This window comes from Maribacter sp. Asnod2-G09, from assembly GCF_045063795.1.
Taxonomy (GTDB): domain Bacteria; phylum Bacteroidota; class Bacteroidia; order Flavobacteriales; family Flavobacteriaceae; genus Maribacter.
In genome coordinates, this window is the sequence record NZ_JBEFOA010000004.1 from 323,095 (window position 1) to 344,642 (window position 21,548).

Genomic DNA, 21,548 nt, shown 5'->3' on the forward strand with positions numbered 1-21,548 from the left:
GACGGTATATACCGTCCCTTTTCTATAATAAATAATAGTTATATTATTTAACCTCTTCGAAATCAACGTCTTCAACGTTATCACCTTCAGAAGCACCACCATCAGCAGTTGGCTCACCTTGAGCAGCACCACCTTGTGCGTCAGCTTGCGCTTTGTACATTTCTTCTGATGCAACTTTCCAAGCTTCATTGATTTTATCTAAAGCTGGTGTAATAACAGCCAAATCTTTTGATTCATATGCAGCTTTTAATTCAGCCAAAGCATCTTCAATTGGTTTTTTCTTATCATCAGATAATTTATCGCCAAATTCAGTAAGTTGAGATTCAGTTTGGAAAATCATTCCGTCTGCTTCGTTCAACTTGTCTGCAGTTTCTTTCGCTTTTTTATCAGATTCAGCATTTGCTTCAGCCTCAGCTTTCATCTTCTTGATTTCTTCTTCAGTTAAACCAGAAGAAGCTTCAATACGAATATCCTGAGTTTTGTTCGTAGCCTTATCAGTTGCAGATACTTTAATTATACCGTTAGCATCAATATCAAAAGTTACTTCGATTTGAGGAGTACCTCTCTTCGCTGGTGGAATACCATCTAAATGGAATCTACCGATTGTTTTGTTATCGTTAGCCATTGGTCTTTCTCCTTGCAATACGTGAATTTCAACCGAAGGTTGGTTATCAGCAGCAGTAGAGAATACTTGAGACTTTTTAGTAGGTATTGTTGTGTTAGACTCAATTAACTTAGTCATTACACTACCCATAGTTTCAATACCTAATGAAAGCGGAGTAACATCTAATAACAATACATCTTTTACATCACCAGTTAAAACACCACCTTGTATCGCTGCACCAATTGCAACAACCTCATCTGGGTTTACACCTTTAGAAGGCTTTTTACCGAAGAATTTCTCAACAGCTTCTTGTACTGCAGGTATTCTAGTAGAACCACCAACTAAGATAATCTCATCGATATCGCTCTTAGAAAGCCCTGCTGCTTTCATAGCAGTCTCACATGGCTCAATTGTTCTTTTTACCAAGTCAGCAATTAATTGCTCGAACTTTGATCTTGTCAATGTTCTTACTAAGTGCTTTGGTCCAGAAGCAGTAGCTGTAACGTATGGTAAATTGATTTCTGTTTGTGCAGAAGATGACAATTCAATTTTCGCTTTTTCAGCAGCTTCACGTAAACGTTGTAAAGCCATTGCGTCTTTTCTAAGGTCCATATCTTCTTCAGACTTGAACTCATCAGCTAACCAATCGATAATTTTTTGATCAACATCATCACCACCTAAGTGCGTATCACCATCAGTAGCCAATACTTCAAAAACACCATCTCCTAATTCTAAGATAGATACATCATGCGTACCACCACCAAAATCAAAAACAACTATTTTTTGTTCAGTATCTTTTTTGTCCATACCGTAAGCTAAAGAAGCTGCGGTTGGTTCGTTGATTATACGCTCTACAGTTAAACCTGCAATTTCACCAGCTTCTTTCGTAGCTTGTCTTTGCGCATCATTAAAGTATGCTGGTACAGTAATTACTGCACGAGAAACTTCTTGACCTAAATAATCTTCTGCAGTTTTCTTCATTTTCTGAAGAATCATTGCAGATAATTCTTGAGGAGAATATAAACGACCGTCTATATCAACTCTTGGTGTATCATTATCACCTTTTACTACTTTATAAGGTACTCTACCAGCTTCTTTACTAGACTCTGTGTATTTGTTACCCATAAACCTTTTAATAGAATAAATGGTTTTAGTTGGGTTTGTTACTGCTTGTCTTTTTGCTGGGTCACCAACTTTAATTTCACCACCTTCAACAAAGGCGATAACAGATGGTGTTGTTCTTTTTCCTTCTGCATTCGGAATTACTACTGGCTCATTACCTTCCATTACGGAAACACAGGAGTTGGTAGTACCCAAATCTATTCCTATAATCTTACTCATTTTATATGTTTTAAATTAAGTGCTTTATTTTACAATCGATTAGTAATTGACAAACAATATGCCAAGCAAGAAAAACTGACATGATGTCATTAATCGTCATCTGCTCCTAAAAAATATGCCATTTTAGTATAGTTAATAGGTGTATGAAACATTGTACCTTAGCCTTAAAATAAGATTGATTTGGAAATAGAGAGTATCAGTGTTTTTGATATGCTAAAAATTGGTGTAGGTCCTTCAAGTTCCCACACGCTCGGACCATGGCGCGCTGCCGAAAGGTGGTTAGCTCGTTTAAACTCGAAAGACAACCTCGAAAAAGTTGAAGAAGTCGAAGTACACTTATATGGTTCGTTATCTTTAACCGGTAAAGGTCATGCCACCGACTATGCCGTTATGTTAGGTTTATTAGGTGCCGATCCAGAATTAGTACCAATTGACACTATTCACCCGTTAATAGATAAAATTAAAAAGAAGCAAGTATTACTTTTAGATGGTAAATACAGCATCAGTTTCGATCCAAGCAAACATATTATATTCAATAAAGAGTTTCTACCATTTCATGCTAACGGTTTAAAGTTTAAGGCAAAATTGAAATCTGGTAGGATCATTTCAAAAACATACTATTCTATAGGCGGCGGTTTCGTTGTTAGCGAGGAGCGAAAAAATGCCAAACGAAAAGTTGACATGTTCAATAAGTTTCCTTTTCCGGTGCAGAAAGGAACTGAGTTATTAGATTTTTGTAATACGGAAGGATTAAAAATTTCTGAACTGGTATTACAAAATGAAAGATCCTTACGAGATGATGAGAAGATTGACCATGAACTAAATCGTATTTGGTCTACCATGTTAGAATGCATGTATACCGGATGCCACACAGAAGGAACCTTACCTGGCGGATTAAATGTAAAACGTCGTGCTTTCGAAATGCACACGAAGCTAAAAAGTGACCTGCCCTACTCCACACCCGAAGAATGGTTACAGACCATACGACAGACAGAAGTAAAATTTCGACAGATCTTACAATGGGTAAGTTGTTTTGCATTGAGCGTAAATGAAGTAAACGCATCTTTAGGTCGTGTGGTTACCGCACCTACAAATGGTAGCGCGGGAGTAATACCTGCTGTATTAATGTACTATATGGTCATTGAAAACCATGCAGGTAATTTTGAACATGTAAAACAATTTTTATTAGTTGCTGGCGAAATAGGAAGCATCTTTAAAAAAGGAGCTACCATATCGGCGGCAATGGGTGGCTGTCAAGCAGAAATAGGCGTATCGTCTGCTATGGCTGCAGGTGCACTTACAGAATTATTAGGCGGCACTCCCGAACAGGTACTTATGGCAGCAGAAATTGCGATGGAACATCATTTAGGACTCACCTGCGATCCTATCGGAGGTTTGGTTCAAATACCATGTATAGAACGAAACTCTATGGGTGCCATAAAAGCTATTAATGCCGCAGAGCTCGCATTGGGTTCTGACCCATCGGCAGCGAAAGTTCCTTTAGATAAAGTGGTACAGACCATGTGGGAAACCGCAAAAGACATGAGTTCTAAATATAAAGAAACCTCTGAAGGCGGATTGGCTGTTGGTGTTTTCTTGAGCGATTGTTAATTCTGTTTCAAAAAGTAGCTACTTTTAATTTGTAGTTGTATAAATGGATGTCCTTTTTTTATAAGTCGATATTCCGCTAACTTTAGTATATGAAAAATCTGATTTCTGAAAGGGTAGCCGATTTTATAAAAAACTATCCTCCGTTTAATGTTCTTGATAGTAAATCGTTATTTCAGTTAGCTGAACAAGTACTTATTGTTTATAAGGAAAAGAACAGTGTTATTTTCTCAGTAGATGAACCTCAGCATTCACATTTTTATTTAGTTCATAAAGGGGCTGTTACATTAAACAATCCTGCTACTACTAATATACTTGACTATTGCGACGAAGGCGATATATTTGGACTACGCCCTCTTTTTGCCAATGAAAATTACAAACTTGAAGCTAGGGCTCATGAAGAATGTATTCTTTACGGAATTCCAATCGAAATTTTTAAACCTATTGCAAAGCAGAACGAAGAAGTAACTATTTTTCTAATGGAGAGTTTTGCCTCCAACACCCGTAATCCTTATGCTAAAAGCCAAAAAGGACAGCTCTTTGATCATGAAGGTGAAGAGGAAGAAGAAATCAGTAAAGAGGTTGTATTACCAGATTTACAATTAGCCAGCTATTCTAAAAAATTAGTGACCTGTTCTACAAGAACAACTATAAAAAAGGCCGCTGATATCATGTCTAAAAAGAAAATTGGTTCTATTCTAGTGATAAGCAAAGATTTACCCGTTGGTATTATAACTGATAAAGATTTTAGAAATAAAGTGATATCAGGTGAACAACCTATTACCGCTTCTGTAAAATCAATAATGACAACGCCCGTCATAACTTACCCAAAGAACCTTACTATAACCCAGGCACAAATGGCCATGATGAAGAGTAACATCAGCCATTTGATTATAACTGAAGACGGCACACCTAATACTTCTGCATTAGGTATTTTATCTAAGCACGACGTTATGGTTTCCTTGGGCGATAATCCTGCTGTACTAGTAAAAGCTATAAAACGTACCTCACGAATTAAAAAAATAAAGCAGATTAGAAAAAGTGTAATGGTACTGTTATCTGGATATTTAGAACAAAATATTCCTTTAGGATTAATTGCTAAGATAATTTCTGAACTGAATGATACATGTATTAAACAGGTAGTGGAAATTTCTATCGCTAAGATGGATAATCCACCTCCAGTAAAATTTGCATGGTTGGCTTTAGGAAGTCAGGGTAGAAGTGAACAGCTCTTACATACAGACCAAGATAATGCCTTAGTATTTGAAGATGTACCTGAAGAAGATTTACCAAAAACTACCACTTACTTTCTAGAACTTTCAAAGCTTATAACCAAAGGATTAAATACTATAGGTTACGAATACTGCCCAGCAGATATGATGGCCTCTAACCCTAAATGGTGCTTAAGTCTAGAGGAATGGAAAAACAAATTATCGTACTGGATCGGTAACCCCGGGCCGAATGAAGTACTGATGTCCTCCATATTTTTTGATTATAGCTTAGCATTTGGTGAGCGAAGTTTGCTAGATAACATGTCTGACCATATTTTTAGAACCGTTCAGAATTATCCTATTTTTTTAGTGCATTTAGCCAACGGCGCACTTCAAAGTCCGTCACCAACAGGATTCTTTAGACAATTTGTAGTAGAACAAGACGGACAACACAAAGATTTTTTCGATTTAAAAAGTAGAGCATTAAGACCGTTGATAGATGCTGCCCGAGTTTTAATACTATCGCATTCTGTAAAAGCAATAAGCAATACCTGGGAACGCTATGAGAAGTTAGCAGAACTTGAACCAAATAATCAAGAGTTATACTTGGCATGCTCTTATGCCACCAAAGCATTATTAAAATTTAGAACACGACAAGGATTAGCTAATCATGATTCAGGTAGATTTATTAAACTAGATCAATTGAGCAAGCAAGAAAAAATGAAATTAAAGCGCACCTTTAAAGCCATTAAAGAAATTCAAGAATTGATCACACTTCGCTTTAAGGTCACTAATTTTTTAGGATAATGGGATTATTTAAAAGAACACCTAAAAATCTACCTGATTACTGGATAAAATATGCCTCCCTTTTCAAGGAGTCTACGAGTAAAAATTTCAATGAATTAATATTTGTAGTATTAGATACAGAGACCACAGGTTTCAGTTTTGAAGATGACCGTATACTTTCTATTGGTGCTGTAAAAATCAAGAAAGAAACCATTTCTGTACAAGAAGTATTTGATATCTATTTAGAACAAGAAAAATTCAATAAAGAAACTGTTCATGTACACGGACTCTTAAAAAACGGACAACGAGAATGTATTAGTGAAGCTTTAGCGCTAGAGAAATTTCTTGAATATGTAGGCAATGCCATCATAGTAGCACATCATGCTGGTTTTGATATGGGAATGCTCAATACTGCTTTAGAAAGAAACGGTCTACCTAAACTAAAAAACACGGTATTAGATACGGGAGTTATCTATAAAAAAACGCTGATTAAATCTTACTTAGTGCAACCAAAATCTAATTACACATTAGATGAGCTTGCTGAAAAATTTTCCATTTCAAGAAAAGACAGGCATACAGCATTAGGCGACGCCTATATTACAGCAGTCGCCTTTTTAAAAATCATTTCTCGTTTAAAGGAAAAGAAAAATTTCTCGCTTAAATATTTACTTAGATAGCCTTATAGACTCTCCAAATAACTCAATACATTTCTATTGATACGATCGTTAATATGTGTAGTATCAGCCTTTACAAAAGATTCACCAGTGATGTGTTCGTAAAGTTCAATATAACGTTCAGAAACCGATTCTATATATTCATCGGTCATTTCAGGTACCGTTTGCCCTTCTAAACCTTGAAAGTCATTTGCAATCAACCACTGCCTTACAAACTCTTTCGAAAGTTGCTTTTGTGGTTCGTTTGCATCTTGTCTTTGTTGATATCCGTCAGAATAAAAATATCTTGAAGAATCGGGCGTATGTATCTCGTCAATCAATACGATTTTACCCTCTTTTGTCTTTCCGAATTCATATTTAGTATCCACCAAAATCAATCCTCTATCAGCAGCTATTTCTGTACCTCTTTGAAAAAGAGCATATGTATACTTTTCCAATACAGCATAATCATCCGCAGAAACTATTCCTTTACTTAAAATATCTTCTTTAGAAATGTCTTCATCATGGTCTCCCATTTCTGCCTTAGTTGCAGGAGTAATAATCGGACTCGGGAATTTATCATTCTCCTTCATTCCGTCGGGCATTGCAACGCCACAAAGCATTCTTTTGCCTAATTTATATTCTCTAGCGGCATGACCAGACAAGTATCCACGAATTACCATTTCAATTTTGAAAGGCTCACAAGCAACACCAACAGCCACGTTTGGATCAGGAGTAGCAGTCAACCAATTTGGAACAATATCTTCGGTAGAAGCCATCATCTGAGTCGCAATCTGATTAAGAATTTGCCCTTTATAAGGTATACCTTTTGGCATCACAACATCAAAAGCAGACAATCTATCTGTTGCCACCATGACTAACATATCGTTCTCTAAGGTATAAACCGATCTTACTTTGCCTTTATAGACATTCTTTTGACCAGGAAAATTGAATTCTGTTTCGTAAATAGTATTATTTGACATGTAATTTTTTAATTGTGATGTTCAATAGTTTTATAAGCTTCAATAACATTTTTCACCAGTTTATGGCGTATAACATCTTTATCATCAAGATAAATAACCTCTATACCTTCTACGTTCTGTAAAATTAACAAAGCTTCTTTTAAGCCAGAAATTGTTCTTCTAGGCAAATCAATTTGTCCCGGATCGCCCGTTATTAAAAATCTTGCATTTCTACCCATTCTGGTTAGAAACATCTTCATCTGTGCATGCGTAGTATTCTGAGCTTCATCTAAAATAACAAAGGCATTATCTAACGTTCTACCACGCATAAATGCCATAGGGGCAATTTGTATGGTACCGTTTTCAATATAATGCACCAACTTCTCTGCAGGGATCATATCTCTTAGCGCATCGTACAAAGGTTGCATATAAGGATCAAGCTTTTCTTTTAGATCTCCCGGTAAAAAACCTAGGTTCTCACCAGCTTCAACAGCGGGTCTAGTTAAAATAATTTTCTTTACCTGTTTTTCTTTTAAGGCCTTTACCGCAAGTGCAACACCGGTATAGGTTTTACCTGTACCAGCCGGACCGATAGCAAAAACCATATCGTTCTTTTTGGCGGCATCAACCAATCTACGTTGATTAGCAGTCTGGGCTTTAATTAACCTACCGCTTACACCATGCACCAATGTCTCTCCACTATTCTTCGATGAAATTGGATGATCATCTTCAGAACTTGTCAACACCCTTTCAATGCTATTTTCATCTAGCTTGTTATATTTAATGAAGTGCTGGGTTAGTAGATCGAACCGTTTTTCAAACTCTTCTAAAAGTTCTTCGTCTCCATAGACTTTTATCTTATTGCCACGTGCAACAATTTTCAATTTCGGAAAGTACTTTTTTAATAAATCAATATGTTCATTTTGCTGCCCAAAAAACTCTCTCGGGCTAATTTCGGTAAGTTCTAGAATTATCTCGTTCAAACAGTCAGTTTTATTATGATTTATAGTTAGCGAAGATTAGTTTCTAATCGCTGTTTTTTGTTTAATTTTGTATATCAAATTTAAGCAAATTTTAAGTTCGACTAACCAAAAACATATCAACATTGCTGTATGGCAATAATCACCCTAACAACAGATTTCGGATTAAAAGATCACTTTGTAGCTGTATTAAAAGGCTCCATATATACAGAATTGCCCGATGCCAAGATTGTTGATATTTCGCATGACATCATGCCCTTCAACATTCACGAGTGTGCATACATACTTTCCAACTCATACAAAAGCTTCCCAAAAGGAACGATACATATTGTAGGCGTAGATTCTGAAGAGACACCAGATAACAAGCATGTAGTAGCACTTGTAAACGGACATTACTTTATTAGCGCAAATACCGGCGTCATTGGGCTCATTACTTCTGAAATGACCCCTGAGAAAGTGGTCGAAATAAATTTACCAGATTCCATAGCTAATTCGTTTCCTGTTTTAAATGTATTTATTCAGGTAGCCTGCCATATTGCTCGTGGTGGCACTTTAGAAATTGTCGGCAAACCATTTACAGCACTAAACGACCTAAGAGAGTTTTCACCAAGAATTGTCGAAGATGGCAAAAAGATTATTGGCAGTGTTATCTATATTGATAACTATGGTAACGTTATTACCAATATTCGTAAAAATTTATTTGATGCCTATCGAAAAGATCGTAATTATACCCTTATTGCACGTAATCATAAACTAGACAAAATTCATAAAGCTTATAATGACTTTATAGATTATAGTTTAGAAAAAAATCATCGCAAAAGTGCAGGAGATCTTTTGGCTATATTTAATTCGTCAGACTATATTGAATTGGCAATCTACAAAAGTAATCTTACCACCGTTGGTGGTGCCTCTACCCTATTAGGCCTAGATTACAGAGATACCATTATGGTAGATTTTGAATAGCGGCAGCAAATTCCATTTCATGAAAATTTAAGCGTATTTTTAAATAATACGAAATCACCAAAAGTTAATAACTAATGGTCAATTACAAATATTAAAAGCTTAAGTTAGTAATACCTAGTGTTATACACTACCTTGACCGACAACAAACTGTTAATAAGTTTGTTTCCTTAAAAAGGGCAATTAAAATATCTTTGTTGGTAACGAAAACTGCCAACAATAAGGAGTTTAAACCTATTTTTCTTGTGAACTCAAGATTAATATCAATAAAATTTAAAGAATGAAATTTATAGTTTCAAGTACCTATTTGCTAAAGCAACTTCAAATATTAGGAGGTGTAATCAACAACAGTAACACGTTACCAATCTTGGATAATTTTCTGTTCGATTTGCAGAAGGACAAACTAACCGTGTCAGCTTCCGATTTGGAAACCACCATGAGTTCAGTTATAAAAGTAGATTCTGATAACGAAGGTACTATTGCTGTACCGGCAAGATTGCTTTTAGAAACTTTAAAAACCTTCCCTGAGCAACCACTTACTTTTGTTGTTGAGGATAACAATACCGTAGAAATTAGTTCTAACCACGGTAAATATGCACTAGCATATGCTGATGGTGCAGAATTCCCAAAAGCGGTTGAATTAACTAGTCCAAGTTCTACGACATTACTTGGAGATATTTTAGCAACTGCAATCAACAAAACAATTTTTGCTGCTGGTAACGATGATTTAAGACCCGTAATGAGCGGAGTCTTTTTTCAGTTTTCTCCAGAGAACTTAACGTTCGTTGCAACAGATGCACATAAATTAGTAAAATACCAACGTACAGACGTAAGAGCTTCTCAAGTAGCTGAGTTCATTATGCCTAAAAAGCCTTTGACATTATTAAAAGGAATTTTAGCAGGTAGTGAATCTGATGTACTTATCGAGTACAATGAGAGCAACGCGAAATTCAGCTTTGAAGAAACCGAATTGATCTGTAGACTAATTGACGGTAAATACCCTAATTACGAAGCGGTAATACCAAAAGAGAATCCGAATAAACTTACGATAGCTAGAAATCAATTTTTGAGTTCAGTGAAAAGGGTTTCTATTTTCTCTAATAAAACGACACACCAAATACGTTTAAAAATAGCTGGTGCAGAATTAAATATTTCTGCAGAAGATCTTGATTACTCTAACAAGGCAGAAGAAAGATTAACATGTTCTTACCAAGGTGATGATATGCAAATCGGATTCAACTCTAGATTCTTAACAGAAATGTTGAACAACTTAGGATCTGATGAAGTTTCTTTAGAAATGAGTCTACCAAACCGTGCAGGTATACTTACCCCAACTGATGGTTTAGATGAAGGTGAATTTGTAACGATGTTAGTAATGCCTGTTATGCTTAACAGCTAGTACATAAAATATATAAACTAAAAAGGGTCAGTTATTAAACTGACCCTTTTTTTTTGTTTTATAATATGCTTACGATATAAACCGCATGGTTCCAAAGTAGCTAGGCGATTCTCCGTTACTAGCCTTTATTGCATTTACTGCCGGCATTACAATTGATAAAATTCCCGCGAACATTAATAATAAGATACCGAGTCCGAATAACAGGATACCAGGAATTCCGATTACAAGATATAATAGTAACGTTAATTGAAAGTTGATTACCGATTTACCATGCTCGTCCATACCTATAACAGAATCTTTGGTCGTTAACCAAATTACTAGCGGTACTACGAGTCCGCCAAACCCTGTTACAAAATCTAAATATTGAGACAAATGAGTAATGACCAATAAATTACGGTCTTCTCGAACAACTACTGCGTTTTTATTTACTAGTTCCATTTTTGATTGATTTAATGATGAATACTACAAATAAGACGCATAAAGTCGCAAATTGTTACAACTTTTAAAAAAATTATAGTTTTCTATTCAATTTTGTAAGCTTCTCTTGCTCTTTCATAATCTTCATTTGACTCTTAGCAACCTTATCTTCTAATTTCTGAATATCAACAGGAGAAAGTGTTCCTTTTAGTTTTCCTTTTTCAAGCTGACCTTTTAATTTTTCAACTTTTTTTTCTTCTTTAGAAATAGATTTTGCTTTAGAATCAATTTGCTTTTGAAGCTTTTCTTCTTTCTTTTTTGCTGCCTCCTCTTTCTTTTTCGCTGCAGCTTCTTTCTTTTCTTTCTTAGCTTCAGCTTTTGCCTTCTCTACATTCTCCTTGACCTGTTCCATTTCTTTTTCCTGAGTAACAGTGATTTCACCAGTAGTTTCAGGGGCATCATCTTGAGCCATAGCTAAAGAACTAACCAACATAAACGCCAACAATACAAATACTTTTTTCATTTTTAAATTACATTTTATAGCATGCAAAATTACTATATAAATACATACTGAAAACAAAATGCAATTAAATTAAGAAAACTACAACAGTTAATAAATGATTATTTTTGCAAGATGATTCAAAACGATACCATAATAGCATTAGCAACTCCGGCAGGTGCGGGAGCCATTGCAATTATTAGACTTTCAGGCACAGATGCAATTACTATTGCTTCCAAACATTTTGAATCGGTTTCAGGTAAAATTCTTGCAAATCAAAAAAGTCACACCATACATTTAGGATATATAAAGGATGGAAAAAATGTACTAGACCAAGCACTAATATCCGTTTTTAAAGACCCGCATTCATATACAGGAGAAAACGTAATAGAAATATCTTGCCACGGTTCACCATATATACAACAACAAATTATTCAGTTATTTCTTAGAAACGGATGCAGAACAGCAGATGCAGGTGAGTTTACGTTAAGGGCATTCTTGAATGGTAAAATGGATTTGAGTCAGGCAGAAGCAGTTGCCGATTTAATTTCTAGTGATAATGCCGCTAGTCACCAAATTGCTGTGCAACAAATGCGTGGCGGATTCAGTAATGAAATAAAGCAGTTACGAACAGAGCTATTAAATTTCGCCTCTTTAATTGAACTAGAACTCGATTTTTCTGAGGAAGATGTAGAATTCGCGGATCGTACTCAGTTTAAAGAACTACTTACACGTATTCAAAAAGTATTACAAAGCTTAATAGATTCTTTTGCAGTAGGAAATGTGATTAAAAACGGAATTCCTGTAGCAATTGTCGGTGAACCCAATGTAGGCAAATCAACACTTTTAAATGCATTTTTGAATGAAGAGCGCGCCTTAGTATCAGATATTGCAGGCACCACCCGTGATACTATAGAAGATGAAATTTCTATTGGCGGAATAGGATTTCGATTTATTGACACTGCAGGTATTCGCGAGACCCAAGATGTTGTGGAAGGCATGGGTATTAAGCGAACGTTTGAAAAGATAGAGCAAGCACAAGTAGTCTTACTATTGGTTGATGGCTCAAAAATATTAGCTGACGATAAAAAATTAAAGAATATTGTTATCGATTTTGAAAAGATAAAAAATCAGAATCCGCAAAAACCATTAGTCTTATTGGTTAATAAATCAGATACCCTTTCAGAGGAGGATAAAAAGAAAATAGGCACCTATTTAGATGATGTAAAATATCTATCAGCCAAAACAGGCGAAGGTGTTGAGGAATTACAAAACAGCCTTTTAGAATTTGTAAATACAGGTGCACTTCGCAATAACGAAACTATAGTAACCAATACTCGCCACTACGACTCTTTGTTAAAAGCATTAGAAGTAATAGAAAAGGTACAATTTGGAATGAAAGCAAATCTTTCAAGCGACCTAATGGCAATCGATGTTAAAGAAGCATTATATCATTTAGGAGAAATCACCGGGCAAGTGACGAATGATGAATTGTTGGGAAATATTTTTGCTAATTTTTGTATCGGTAAGTAACCACTGTAAAAATATCAACCATGAATGGTCTCATCTTTTCCATAGTTTTTAATCACTTCTGCTTCAAACTCAACTAACTCTTGCCAGCGTTTGTCGACATCAACATCTTGACCATATTTACGAGCAAAGCCAATGAAAGTAGTATAATGACTCGCTTCGCTTACCATTAAATCATAATAAAACTTAGATAATTCTGTATCTTTAATTTCCTCTGAAAGTAGTTTGAAACGTTCGCAGCTTCTGGCTTCTATCATAGCAGAAAATAATAGCCGATCTACCATAGACTGTAATCGACTACCACCTTTATTCATGAATTTGTAAAGCTCATTTACGTAGCTATCCTTACGTTCTCGACCTAGTGTATAACCGCGCTCTTTAATAATATCATGCACCATTTGAAAATGCACTAATTCTTCTTGCGCTAGCAGAAGTAAATCAGTTACCAAATCCGGATATTCTGAATTTAGTGTAATAATGGTAATAGCATTAGTAGCCGCTTTTTGTTCGCACCATGCGTGATCCGTTAAAATCTCTTCAAGATTCTTTTCTACAATATTGACCCAACGCGGGTCAGTAGCTAATTTTAGATGCAGCATGATATTCGTTTTTTGTAAAAGTAGGTGTCAATACCGAAATACAACCAACAAAGCCTCATATAATTTTTAAATATGAGGCATAAAACAGTATTACATATTTCTACGATACTGCCCTCCTACCTCAAACATGGCATGTGTAATTTGACCTAAAGAGCAATATTTAGTGGTTTCCATTAATTGCTCAAAAGTATTCTCATTATTCAATGCAATATCCTGCAAAGATTTTAAAGATTCTTCTGCTATAGCTACATTTCTTTCCTGTAAATCTTCAAGATTGTTTATTTGTGCCTTCTTTTCATCTTCTGTTGCACGAATAACCTCTTCTGGTATTATAGTAGGTGAACCATTAGATGATAAGAAAGTATTCACCCCAATTATTGGCAGTTCTCCCGTATGCTTCTTCGTTTCATAATATATACTCTCTTCTTGAATTTTGCTGCGTTGGTACATGCTTTCCATTGCTCCAAGCACTCCGCCACGATCCGTAATTCTATCAAACTCAACCATAACGGCTTCTTCAACTAAATCGGTCAACTCTTCGGTAATAAAAGATCCCTGCATCGGGTTCTCGTTTCTAGCCAACCCTAGCTCTTTATTGATAATCAATTGTATTGCCATAGCCCTTCTAACAGAATGCTCTGTAGGCGTGGTAATTGCTTCATCATACGCATTGGTATGCAATGAATTACAATTATCGTAAATGGCATAAAGTGCCTGCAAAGTTGTTCTAATATCATTGAAATCTATCTCTTGAGCATGTAAAGAGCGCCCTGATGTTTGAATATGATATTTCAGCTTTTGAGAACGTTCATTCCCGTTATATTTCAACTTCATGGCTTTTGCCCAAATTCTTCTTGCCACCCTACCAATTACCGCATATTCGGGATCAAGTCCGTTACTAAAGAAAAAAGAAAGATTGGGTGCAAACTCATCTATATGCATACCTCTAGAAAGGTAATATTCTACAAATGTAAAGCCGTTGGCTAATGTAAATGCTAACTGACTAATCGGGTTCGCCCCTGCTTCTGCAATGTGATAACCAGAAATGGATACCGAATAAAAATTACGGACTTTCTGATCTATAAAATATTGTTGTACATCACCCATTAAGCGCAATGAAAATTCCGTAGAAAAAATACAGGTATTCTGTGCTTGATCTTCTTTTAGTATATCTGCCTGTACCGTACCTCGAACCTTCGATAATGCATCTGCCTTAAGTTCGGCATATACATCTGCCTTTAAAACCTGATCACCAGTTACCCCTAACAGAAACAAACCAAGACCATCATTACCTTCTGGCAACTCACCTGCATAGGTTGGGCGCTTAGCCCCTAACTTCTTATAGATGTCATCAATCTTTTTATTGACTTCAGTTTCTAATCCGTTGGTTTTAATATACTTCTCACATTGCTGATCAATAGCGGCATTCATAAAAAATGCGGCAATAGTCGCTGCAGGACCATTAATAGTCATTGAAACCGAAGTAGTCGGCGCACATAAATCGAATCCGGAGTATAATTTTTTAGCATCATCTAAACAGCAAATACTTACTCCTGAATTTCCTATTTTTCCGTAAATATCTGGTCGATCACCTGGGTCTTCTCCATATAACGTCACCGAATCAAAAGCCGTAGACAAGCGAGCTGCCGGCAATCCCTTTGAAACATAATGAAAACGCTTATTTGTTCTTTCAGGTCCGCCCTCACCAGCAAACATTCTAGTTGGGTCTTCACCTTGTCTTTTAAATGGAAAAACCCCTGCCGTAAAAGGAAATTCCCCCGGTACGTTTTCCTGTAAAGACCATTTTAAAATATCTCCCCAACCTTCGTACTTAGGTAAAATCACTTTTGGTATTTGTGTCTGTGATAACGATTTGGTCGTTGTTTCAACCTTTACCTCTTTACCTCTAACTATGTAGGTGAAAAAATCTCCTTCATAATTAGCCTTCTTCTCATTCCACTCATCAATTATTTTTTGATTATGCGGATCAAGATCTAATTGCAATTCTTCCTTCGCGGCTTCAATAGCCCTTAACACCTCTTCCTTATCTTTTAATATTTCAGAAGATTCTTTAAGACTGAATAGTTTTTGAGCAACCGCTTTTTGATGCTCAGACCTTTCGTTATAATCACGAATAGTATCTGTTATTTCAGAAAGATATCTTGTTCTTTTTGGCGGAATGATGTAAATCTTCTCAGACATCTCCCTTGAACTTTCAAAAGTCGATGTTAAGTCCTTGGCATCTGTTTTAGCTACCAAAGTATCAATAACCGCCCTGTACAACTGATTCATGCCCGGATCATTAAACTGGGATGCAATAGTACCATAAGCCGGAAGTTCTTCTGCCGGAGTATCCCATAACTGATGATTACGCTGGTATTGTTTTTTCACATCACGCAAAGCATCTAAAGCCCCTCTTTTATCAAACTTGTTTAAAGCAATTAAATCTGCAAAATCAAGCATGTCAATTTTTTCAAGTTGTGTTGCCGCACCGTATTCCGGAGTCATAACATATAAAGACACATCTGAATGTTCGGTAATTTCAGTGTCTGACTGACCAATACCAGAGGTTTCTAAAATAATTAGATCGAAACCAGCAGCTTTGGTAATATCTACGGCATCTTTCACGTATTTTGATAAGGCTAAATTTGACTGGCGTGTAGCCAAAGAACGCATGTATACCCTATCATTAAAAATGGCATTCATTCTAATACGATCCCCCAATAATGCTCCACCCGTTTTACGTTTAGAAGGGTCTACTGAAATTACTGCAATCTTTTTATCCTCAAAATCAACAAGAAAACGGCGCACTAATTCATCTACTAACGATGATTTACCAGAGCCTCCTGTTCCTGTAATACCTAATACGGGAGCTACCTTTTTTGTTTCAACCTTTTTTCTGATGGTATTTAAAACAACTTCATGCTTTACAGGAAAATTCTCTGCAGAAGAAATCAATCTTGCAATATCGGCGTAACTAAGTTCTTCTAATTCGCTTAATTCTATATTTAAATTTTCCCCTACCGTGAAATCACTTTTTTGAATCAAATCATTGATCATACCTTGAAGCCCCATGGCACGACCGTCATCAGGAGAATATATTTTCTCTATACCGTAGGCATGCAATTCTACTATCTCTTCAGGTAGAATTGTTCCACCCCCACCACCGAACAACTTAATTTGCGACGCACCTCTCTCCTTCAACAAATCATACATATACTTGAAGTATTCTACATGTCCGCCTTGATAAGAAGTAATTGCGATAGCCTGCACATCTTCTTGAATAGCACAATCTACAATTTCTTGCACAGAGCGGTTATGACCTAAATGAATAACCTCGCAACCGGTAGATTGTATGATTCTCCGCATAATATTTATAGCGGCATCATGACCGTCAAAAAGAGAAGCCGCAGTCACTATACGAATATGATTTAGCGGTTTATAAGGAGTTTGTATGATATCGTTCATTTTAAATACTCAATTTAATTTTTAGCAGCCTGATTTTTTTCGAGATGATGAATCAATTATGTTTCAATTAATCATTGTTCAATACATTACAGCTCTTACACATATTGATGTTGCAACAACAATTTTAAGCTGATACGAAAATAAAGATTTTAATTAGCATTATTTCAATTTTCTTTAATTCTGAGCTTTAAATATGATTGATTAATAAATATACGTCTGAAATTTGACGAATTGATATTTTTGAGATCATGGATTGATTTTGTTTGCTAAATACTTCACGTAAAAAAAGGGTAGATTTACGACTCTTTTTACTGCTGTAATCATGATATACAAAGACCAACTAGGAAATCAAATCAAAGTTAATTCTACACCCTCTAGAATTGTTTCTGTTGTTCCTTCTATCACAGAGTTATTGTTCGATTTAGGATTGGGCGATAAAGTCGTTGGTTGTACTAAGTTCTGCGTACACCCTAATAAGCCGTATTTCACGAAAAGTTTGATTGGCGGTACAAAAGACCTAAAACTAGAAAAGATTTTACAACTTAAACCAGATTTGATTCTCGCTAACAAAGAGGAAAATATCAAGGAACAGATTGAATTATTAAGCGAATCTGCACCTGTATGGATTAGCGACGTAAAAACCTTTGATGACAGTCTTAACATGATAGAACAAATTGGTCAAATAACTTCTAGTTCTAAACGAGCTACGGAAATCATCACGCAACTAAGTAACATATTAAAACCAAAAAGACCGTCAATAAAAGTGGTCTATCTTATTTGGAAAGACCCCTATATGACCGTGGGTGGTGATACCTATATTAGTAACATGCTGAACAGGTGTGGCTATATAAACGTGTTTGCTGACCAAAATCGCTACCCCAGTATTACATTGCAAGAAATAAATGATTATAACCCTGATGTAGTGCTATTATCATCTGAACCCTACCCTTTTAACGAAGAACATCTAAAAACCATTAAGGGCGTTTTAAAGAATACAGAAGTTAGATTAGCAGACGGAGAATTCTTTTCTTGGTATGGCTCAAGACAGCTGCATGTAAAACCTATTGAATCTTAATTTATATTCAAAATATTCTATTTGAGAATCTGCTTTTAATAATTCAATACAATGAATAAAACCAACAATTATAAATAGTTCACGGTATTTATCAAATTATAACACCAAGCTCAAATAGCTCTACGGGTACCAACAATGCAAAAACCATTTCTCTCCTAAAATAATAGCACAATTTTATAGTTATCAACATAGTAGATGCTGGTATAGTGCAAGAAATAAATATTTTGTCACAACACTTTTGCTAGCTCTAAAAAAAAGGCATCTTAATAAACACTAACTTTGGTAACTACTGCCGCTGCAGATCACCAAAATCTAATTTTAATTTATGTTCAGCTTTTTCTCTAAAAAACATTTTTTAATAGATCATCTTGAAGGGTTTATAGATATTCACAATCACATATTACCTGGTATTGATGATGGCGCAAAAACTGTTGAAGATTCTATTGAACTTATAAAAAGTTTTAATAAGTTCGGGGTAACCGATTTCATCTGTACTCCGCATATTATGGAGAACTATTACCCTAACAATCCTAACACGATTAGCAGCTCATTATTACTACTTAAGAATGCTTTAAAAATGAACAATTTAGGGCATGTAAATGTAGTGGCTGCAGCAGAGCACATGATTGATTCTGGTTTTGAAAAAATATTAGAAGATAAAGATATTATGCCTCTAGCAAAAAACTATCTTTTAATAGAGATGTCATACTTACAGGCTTCTATTAATTTTGACAGCTCGGTCGAAAAAATAAAAAGCGCTGGCTTGTTTCCAATATTCGCGCATCCTGAACGGTATGCGTATTTGCATAAAAACCTGAATGCGTATTCACGATATAAAAATGAAGGATTGTTATTTCAATTAAATATTTTATCCTTAGGTGAGTATTACGGTAAAGAAGTAAAACAAACAGCGTTGTATCTTTTGAAGAATAATTTAATAGATTTTGTAGCTAGCGATGTCCATAAAATGACACAACTAAATTACCTCAAAAAAATAAGCATCAATGAAAAAACATTGATGCTTATTAAGCCTATAATTGAAAAGACTATTTATAATTTCAGGTAATGTGGTCTAAAACTTCCACCACTTTTTACTGGTCTTGTTATAACCGTAGCCATACTTACCACCGTAGCCTAATTCGTTTAAAGTAACATCGTTCACTACAAAAGAAACTCCTTTCAATTTCCCTTCATCACGAAGGCTCAAAGGAAACTTCACTGCATTCTCATCAGTTACACCTGCTCTGGTTACATAAATTATATGGTTCGCATAAGGTGCAATCAATAAGGTATCACTAACAACCATCATTGGTGCAGTATCGACAATTACATAATCGTACATTTCAGAAACTTCTGCCAGTAAATCCCCAATTTTAGAACTCATTAAAAGCTCTGCAGGGTTTGGTGGTATTTTTCCTGAGTATATAACATCGATCGTATTATGATGAACTAACATCGGTCTAATAATATCTTTAACTTGAATAGTATCATCTAATAAGAATTCAGTTAATCCCGCATCTTTATTTCTAGAAGGTGTCTTCAATTTGTCAACAGAATCTCCTGAAAAGAACGTATATAGTTTCGGATTTCTAATATCCGCACCAACTAACAATACCTTCTTATTAGTACTCGCCAATATCATCGAAAGGTTAGAAGACACAAAAGTTTTACCTTCACCAGGTGTACTAGAGGTAATAAAAATGACATTATTTTTATTACTATCACTAGCACGCTTCGTTTTAATCAAGAAGTCGAGGTTAGCTCTTATTATTCGTAACGCCTCTGCCAATACAGAACGGTCATCATTAATAATAATTTTGCTATCTTTTTTCGAAAGCCTAGGCAACTCACCTAGTATAGGAACATCTTTAGTGAATGCTTCTAAACTATACTTATTTCGAATTTTAGTATCTAATAAATCTTTACCATAAATAACGCCAAAAGGTAATAATAGACCTAATATCAAAGAAGCCAAATAAGTAATCGCTTTTTTGGGCTTGACTGGTGTTGGACTAGCCACAAATGCACTATCAATTATATTTGATTTTGGCGATGCAGATGCAAAAGCAATTTGAGATTCTTCACGTTTCTGTAATAAATATAAATAAAGTGACTCTGTTGTTTCCTGCTTTCGAGTAATATTCCTTAATTCTCTCTGATTTTGAGGTGCAGAATATATTGTACCTTGTATTCGTCCTAATTGATTTTGAAGCGTACTTACGTTCATACCTACATTACGTTCAAGCGAATTTAAACTGGATTGCATGGTATTTTTAAGTCCATCAAGCTGTTCATTTAAATTAATAATCATAGGGTTTCGCTCATCTGCACTTTTAAGTAAACGTTTTCTTTCTGCCACCAAAGTGTTATATTGAGCTGAAGCTTCACTTAAAGAATTGCTACCAACATCGACCATGGGCATTTCATCATACCCGGCTTCTCCATCCACGTAATCCTTAAGTCCACTAACCATTTGTAATTGAACTTTCGCATTTTCTAAATTCTGACGACTCCCAGCACTTACTTGAACAGCAGCACCAACCTCCAAACCAGAACCTGTCATACCTTTCTGTGTCAAAAGTTCTTGAGCATCTTTATCAACAGAACTAAGATTTCCAGAAATTAACTGTATTCTATCATTAATGAATTCTGAAGTTACATCTGCTATTCTTCGCTTTTCTTCAGAGGCATTTCTATTGTAAATAGTTATTAGTTTATCTATAATATCTTTAGCCTTTATAGGTATCGCACTATTTAAAGAGACATTCAAAATATTTGATTTATCAGCAACCATGTCAATCTTTACAGATCCTTTTAAGGAACGAGCTACATTCTCAACAGGTTGTATTTGAATCTTAAATTCTTTACCAATCAAGCTTTTAGTATCTTTTACATTAGGCGTTATCACCATATCACCTATAGTTGTGGAAATACCATTACCAAAAGAATAAATTTTATAAGGAGATCCTTCGGTTTCTGTGTAACCAAAGGTAGTCGCAGAAGAAAACTCTATAAAAAAATCTAATTTTGCGTTATTTATTATTGAATCTGCAGCAATAAAATTTATTTTCATAGGAGCATTAGAATACACCTCAGAATTTATCACATTACCCAGTGCTATTATTTTAAAGTTAAGCTTTAACTCTTTAACAACATCTATAAAATTTGAACGTGATCCAATAATTTCTATTTCATCTTCTATCTTTTGAGAGCTTCCCCCTAATATATCTAAATCTTGAAAAGCGCTCATTTCACTAGTTGCACCTTTGTCCTCAACTACTTGAATTTGAGATTTAACCGCATACTCAGGTATAGTATATCTAATATACAAATATGCAAAAGTTATTGCCATAAGTCCACATACAACAAACCATTTCCAATGCTTTGTATATCCAGATACAATATTCTTTAAATCCTCTTTTTTATCAGAAATATTCATAAAATTAATTGATTTGA

Annotated in this window: 16 protein-coding genes; 8 read left to right on the forward strand and 8 right to left on the reverse strand. The window is 35.2% G+C overall.

The window, feature by feature from the left end; translation table 11 throughout:
• Window positions 1-43: 43 nt before the first annotated feature.
• On the reverse strand, window positions 44-1,945 hold the full coding sequence (gene dnaK, locus ACJJVT_RS08575) for a molecular chaperone DnaK (protein WP_405397938.1): 1,902 nt from the start codon (window positions 1,943-1,945) through the stop codon (window positions 44-46).
• Window positions 1,946-2,131: 186 nt separating this feature from the next.
• Here dnaK and ACJJVT_RS08580 point away from each other — a divergent pair, with 186 nt between their 5' ends.
• From ACJJVT_RS08580 to ACJJVT_RS08590, 3 genes are all read left to right on the forward strand, one after another.
• On the forward strand, window positions 2,132-3,556 hold the full coding sequence (locus ACJJVT_RS08580) for an L-serine ammonia-lyase (RefSeq protein ID WP_405398951.1): 1,425 nt from the start codon (window positions 2,132-2,134) through the stop codon (window positions 3,554-3,556).
• An 89-nt stretch (window positions 3,557-3,645) separates the two neighbouring features.
• Window positions 3,646-5,571, forward strand: coding sequence for a DUF294 nucleotidyltransferase-like domain-containing protein (locus ACJJVT_RS08585; protein ID WP_405397939.1), 1,926 nt, complete (start codon window positions 3,646-3,648; stop codon window positions 5,569-5,571).
• Window positions 5,571-6,227 carry a PolC-type DNA polymerase III gene (locus ACJJVT_RS08590; RefSeq protein WP_405397940.1) on the forward strand — a complete coding sequence of 219 codons (657 nt, stop codon included), beginning with the start codon at window positions 5,571-5,573 and terminating at the stop codon, window positions 6,225-6,227. The genes ACJJVT_RS08585 and ACJJVT_RS08590 overlap by 1 nt, the downstream gene beginning before the upstream one ends.
• A 2-nt stretch (window positions 6,228-6,229) precedes the next feature.
• Here ACJJVT_RS08590 and ACJJVT_RS08595 read toward each other — a convergent pair whose 3' ends face one another.
• Both ACJJVT_RS08595 and ACJJVT_RS08600 read right to left on the reverse strand, forming a co-directional pair.
• On the reverse strand, window positions 6,230-7,186 hold the full coding sequence (locus ACJJVT_RS08595) for a phosphoribosylaminoimidazolesuccinocarboxamide synthase (protein ID WP_405397941.1): 957 nt from the start codon (window positions 7,184-7,186) through the stop codon (window positions 6,230-6,232).
• Window positions 7,187-7,194: 8 nt separating this feature from the next.
• A complete protein-coding gene (locus ACJJVT_RS08600) occupies window positions 7,195-8,148 on the reverse strand; it encodes a PhoH family protein (protein ID WP_405397942.1) in 954 nt (317 codons plus the stop codon).
• Between the two features lie 129 nt (window positions 8,149-8,277).
• Between ACJJVT_RS08600 and ACJJVT_RS08605 the strand changes: the two genes are divergently transcribed.
• Both ACJJVT_RS08605 and dnaN read left to right on the forward strand, forming a co-directional pair.
• Window positions 8,278-9,108, forward strand: coding sequence for an S-adenosyl-l-methionine hydroxide adenosyltransferase family protein (locus ACJJVT_RS08605; protein WP_405397943.1), 831 nt, complete (start codon window positions 8,278-8,280; stop codon window positions 9,106-9,108).
• Between the two features lie 277 nt (window positions 9,109-9,385).
• Window positions 9,386-10,504 carry a DNA polymerase III subunit beta gene (gene dnaN / locus ACJJVT_RS08610; protein WP_073246393.1) on the forward strand — a complete coding sequence of 373 codons (1,119 nt, stop codon included), beginning with the start codon at window positions 9,386-9,388 and terminating at the stop codon, window positions 10,502-10,504.
• 69 nt (window positions 10,505-10,573) lie between these two features.
• Here the strand turns inward: dnaN and ACJJVT_RS08615 are convergent, their stop codons facing one another.
• Both ACJJVT_RS08615 and ACJJVT_RS08620 read right to left on the reverse strand, forming a co-directional pair.
• On the reverse strand, window positions 10,574-10,942 hold the full coding sequence (locus ACJJVT_RS08615) for a DUF4870 domain-containing protein (RefSeq protein WP_405397945.1): 369 nt from the start codon (window positions 10,940-10,942) through the stop codon (window positions 10,574-10,576).
• A 73-nt stretch (window positions 10,943-11,015) separates the two neighbouring features.
• Window positions 11,016-11,444, reverse strand: a complete 429-nt coding sequence (locus ACJJVT_RS08620; protein ID WP_405397947.1) for a hypothetical protein — start codon at window positions 11,442-11,444, stop codon at window positions 11,016-11,018.
• Window positions 11,445-11,555: 111 nt separating this feature from the next.
• On the opposite strand from ACJJVT_RS08620, the gene mnmE reads away from it, so the two are divergent.
• Entirely contained in the window at window positions 11,556-12,953 is a 1,398-nt protein-coding gene (gene mnmE, locus ACJJVT_RS08625; protein ID WP_405397949.1) for a tRNA uridine-5-carboxymethylaminomethyl(34) synthesis GTPase MnmE, read from the forward strand.
• Between the two features lie 14 nt (window positions 12,954-12,967).
• Here mnmE and ACJJVT_RS08630 read toward each other — a convergent pair whose 3' ends face one another.
• The gene (locus tag ACJJVT_RS08630; protein ID WP_405397950.1) at window positions 12,968-13,549 is read right to left on the reverse strand and encodes a tRNA-(ms[2]io[6]A)-hydroxylase; all 582 of its coding nucleotides are present in this window, start codon (window positions 13,547-13,549) and stop codon (window positions 12,968-12,970) included.
• Window positions 13,550-13,639: 90 nt separating this feature from the next.
• Window positions 13,640-17,017, reverse strand: a complete 3,378-nt coding sequence (locus ACJJVT_RS08635) for a methylmalonyl-CoA mutase family protein (RefSeq protein WP_405397952.1) — start codon at window positions 17,015-17,017, stop codon at window positions 13,640-13,642.
• 322 nt (window positions 17,018-17,339) lie between these two features.
• Between ACJJVT_RS08635 and ACJJVT_RS08640 the strand changes: the two genes are divergently transcribed.
• Both ACJJVT_RS08640 and ACJJVT_RS08645 read left to right on the forward strand, forming a co-directional pair.
• Window positions 17,340-18,092, forward strand: a complete 753-nt coding sequence (locus ACJJVT_RS08640; protein ID WP_405397953.1) for a helical backbone metal receptor — start codon at window positions 17,340-17,342, stop codon at window positions 18,090-18,092.
• Between the two features lie 325 nt (window positions 18,093-18,417).
• Entirely contained in the window at window positions 18,418-19,158 is a 741-nt protein-coding gene (locus ACJJVT_RS08645) for a tyrosine-protein phosphatase (RefSeq protein WP_405397955.1), read from the forward strand.
• A 6-nt stretch (window positions 19,159-19,164) separates the two neighbouring features.
• Here ACJJVT_RS08645 and ACJJVT_RS08650 read toward each other — a convergent pair whose 3' ends face one another.
• Complete coding sequence (locus tag ACJJVT_RS08650; RefSeq protein ID WP_405397957.1) at window positions 19,165-21,531, reverse strand: GumC family protein; 2,367 nt, start codon at window positions 21,529-21,531, stop codon at window positions 19,165-19,167.
• Window positions 21,532-21,548: the final 17 nt, after the last annotated feature.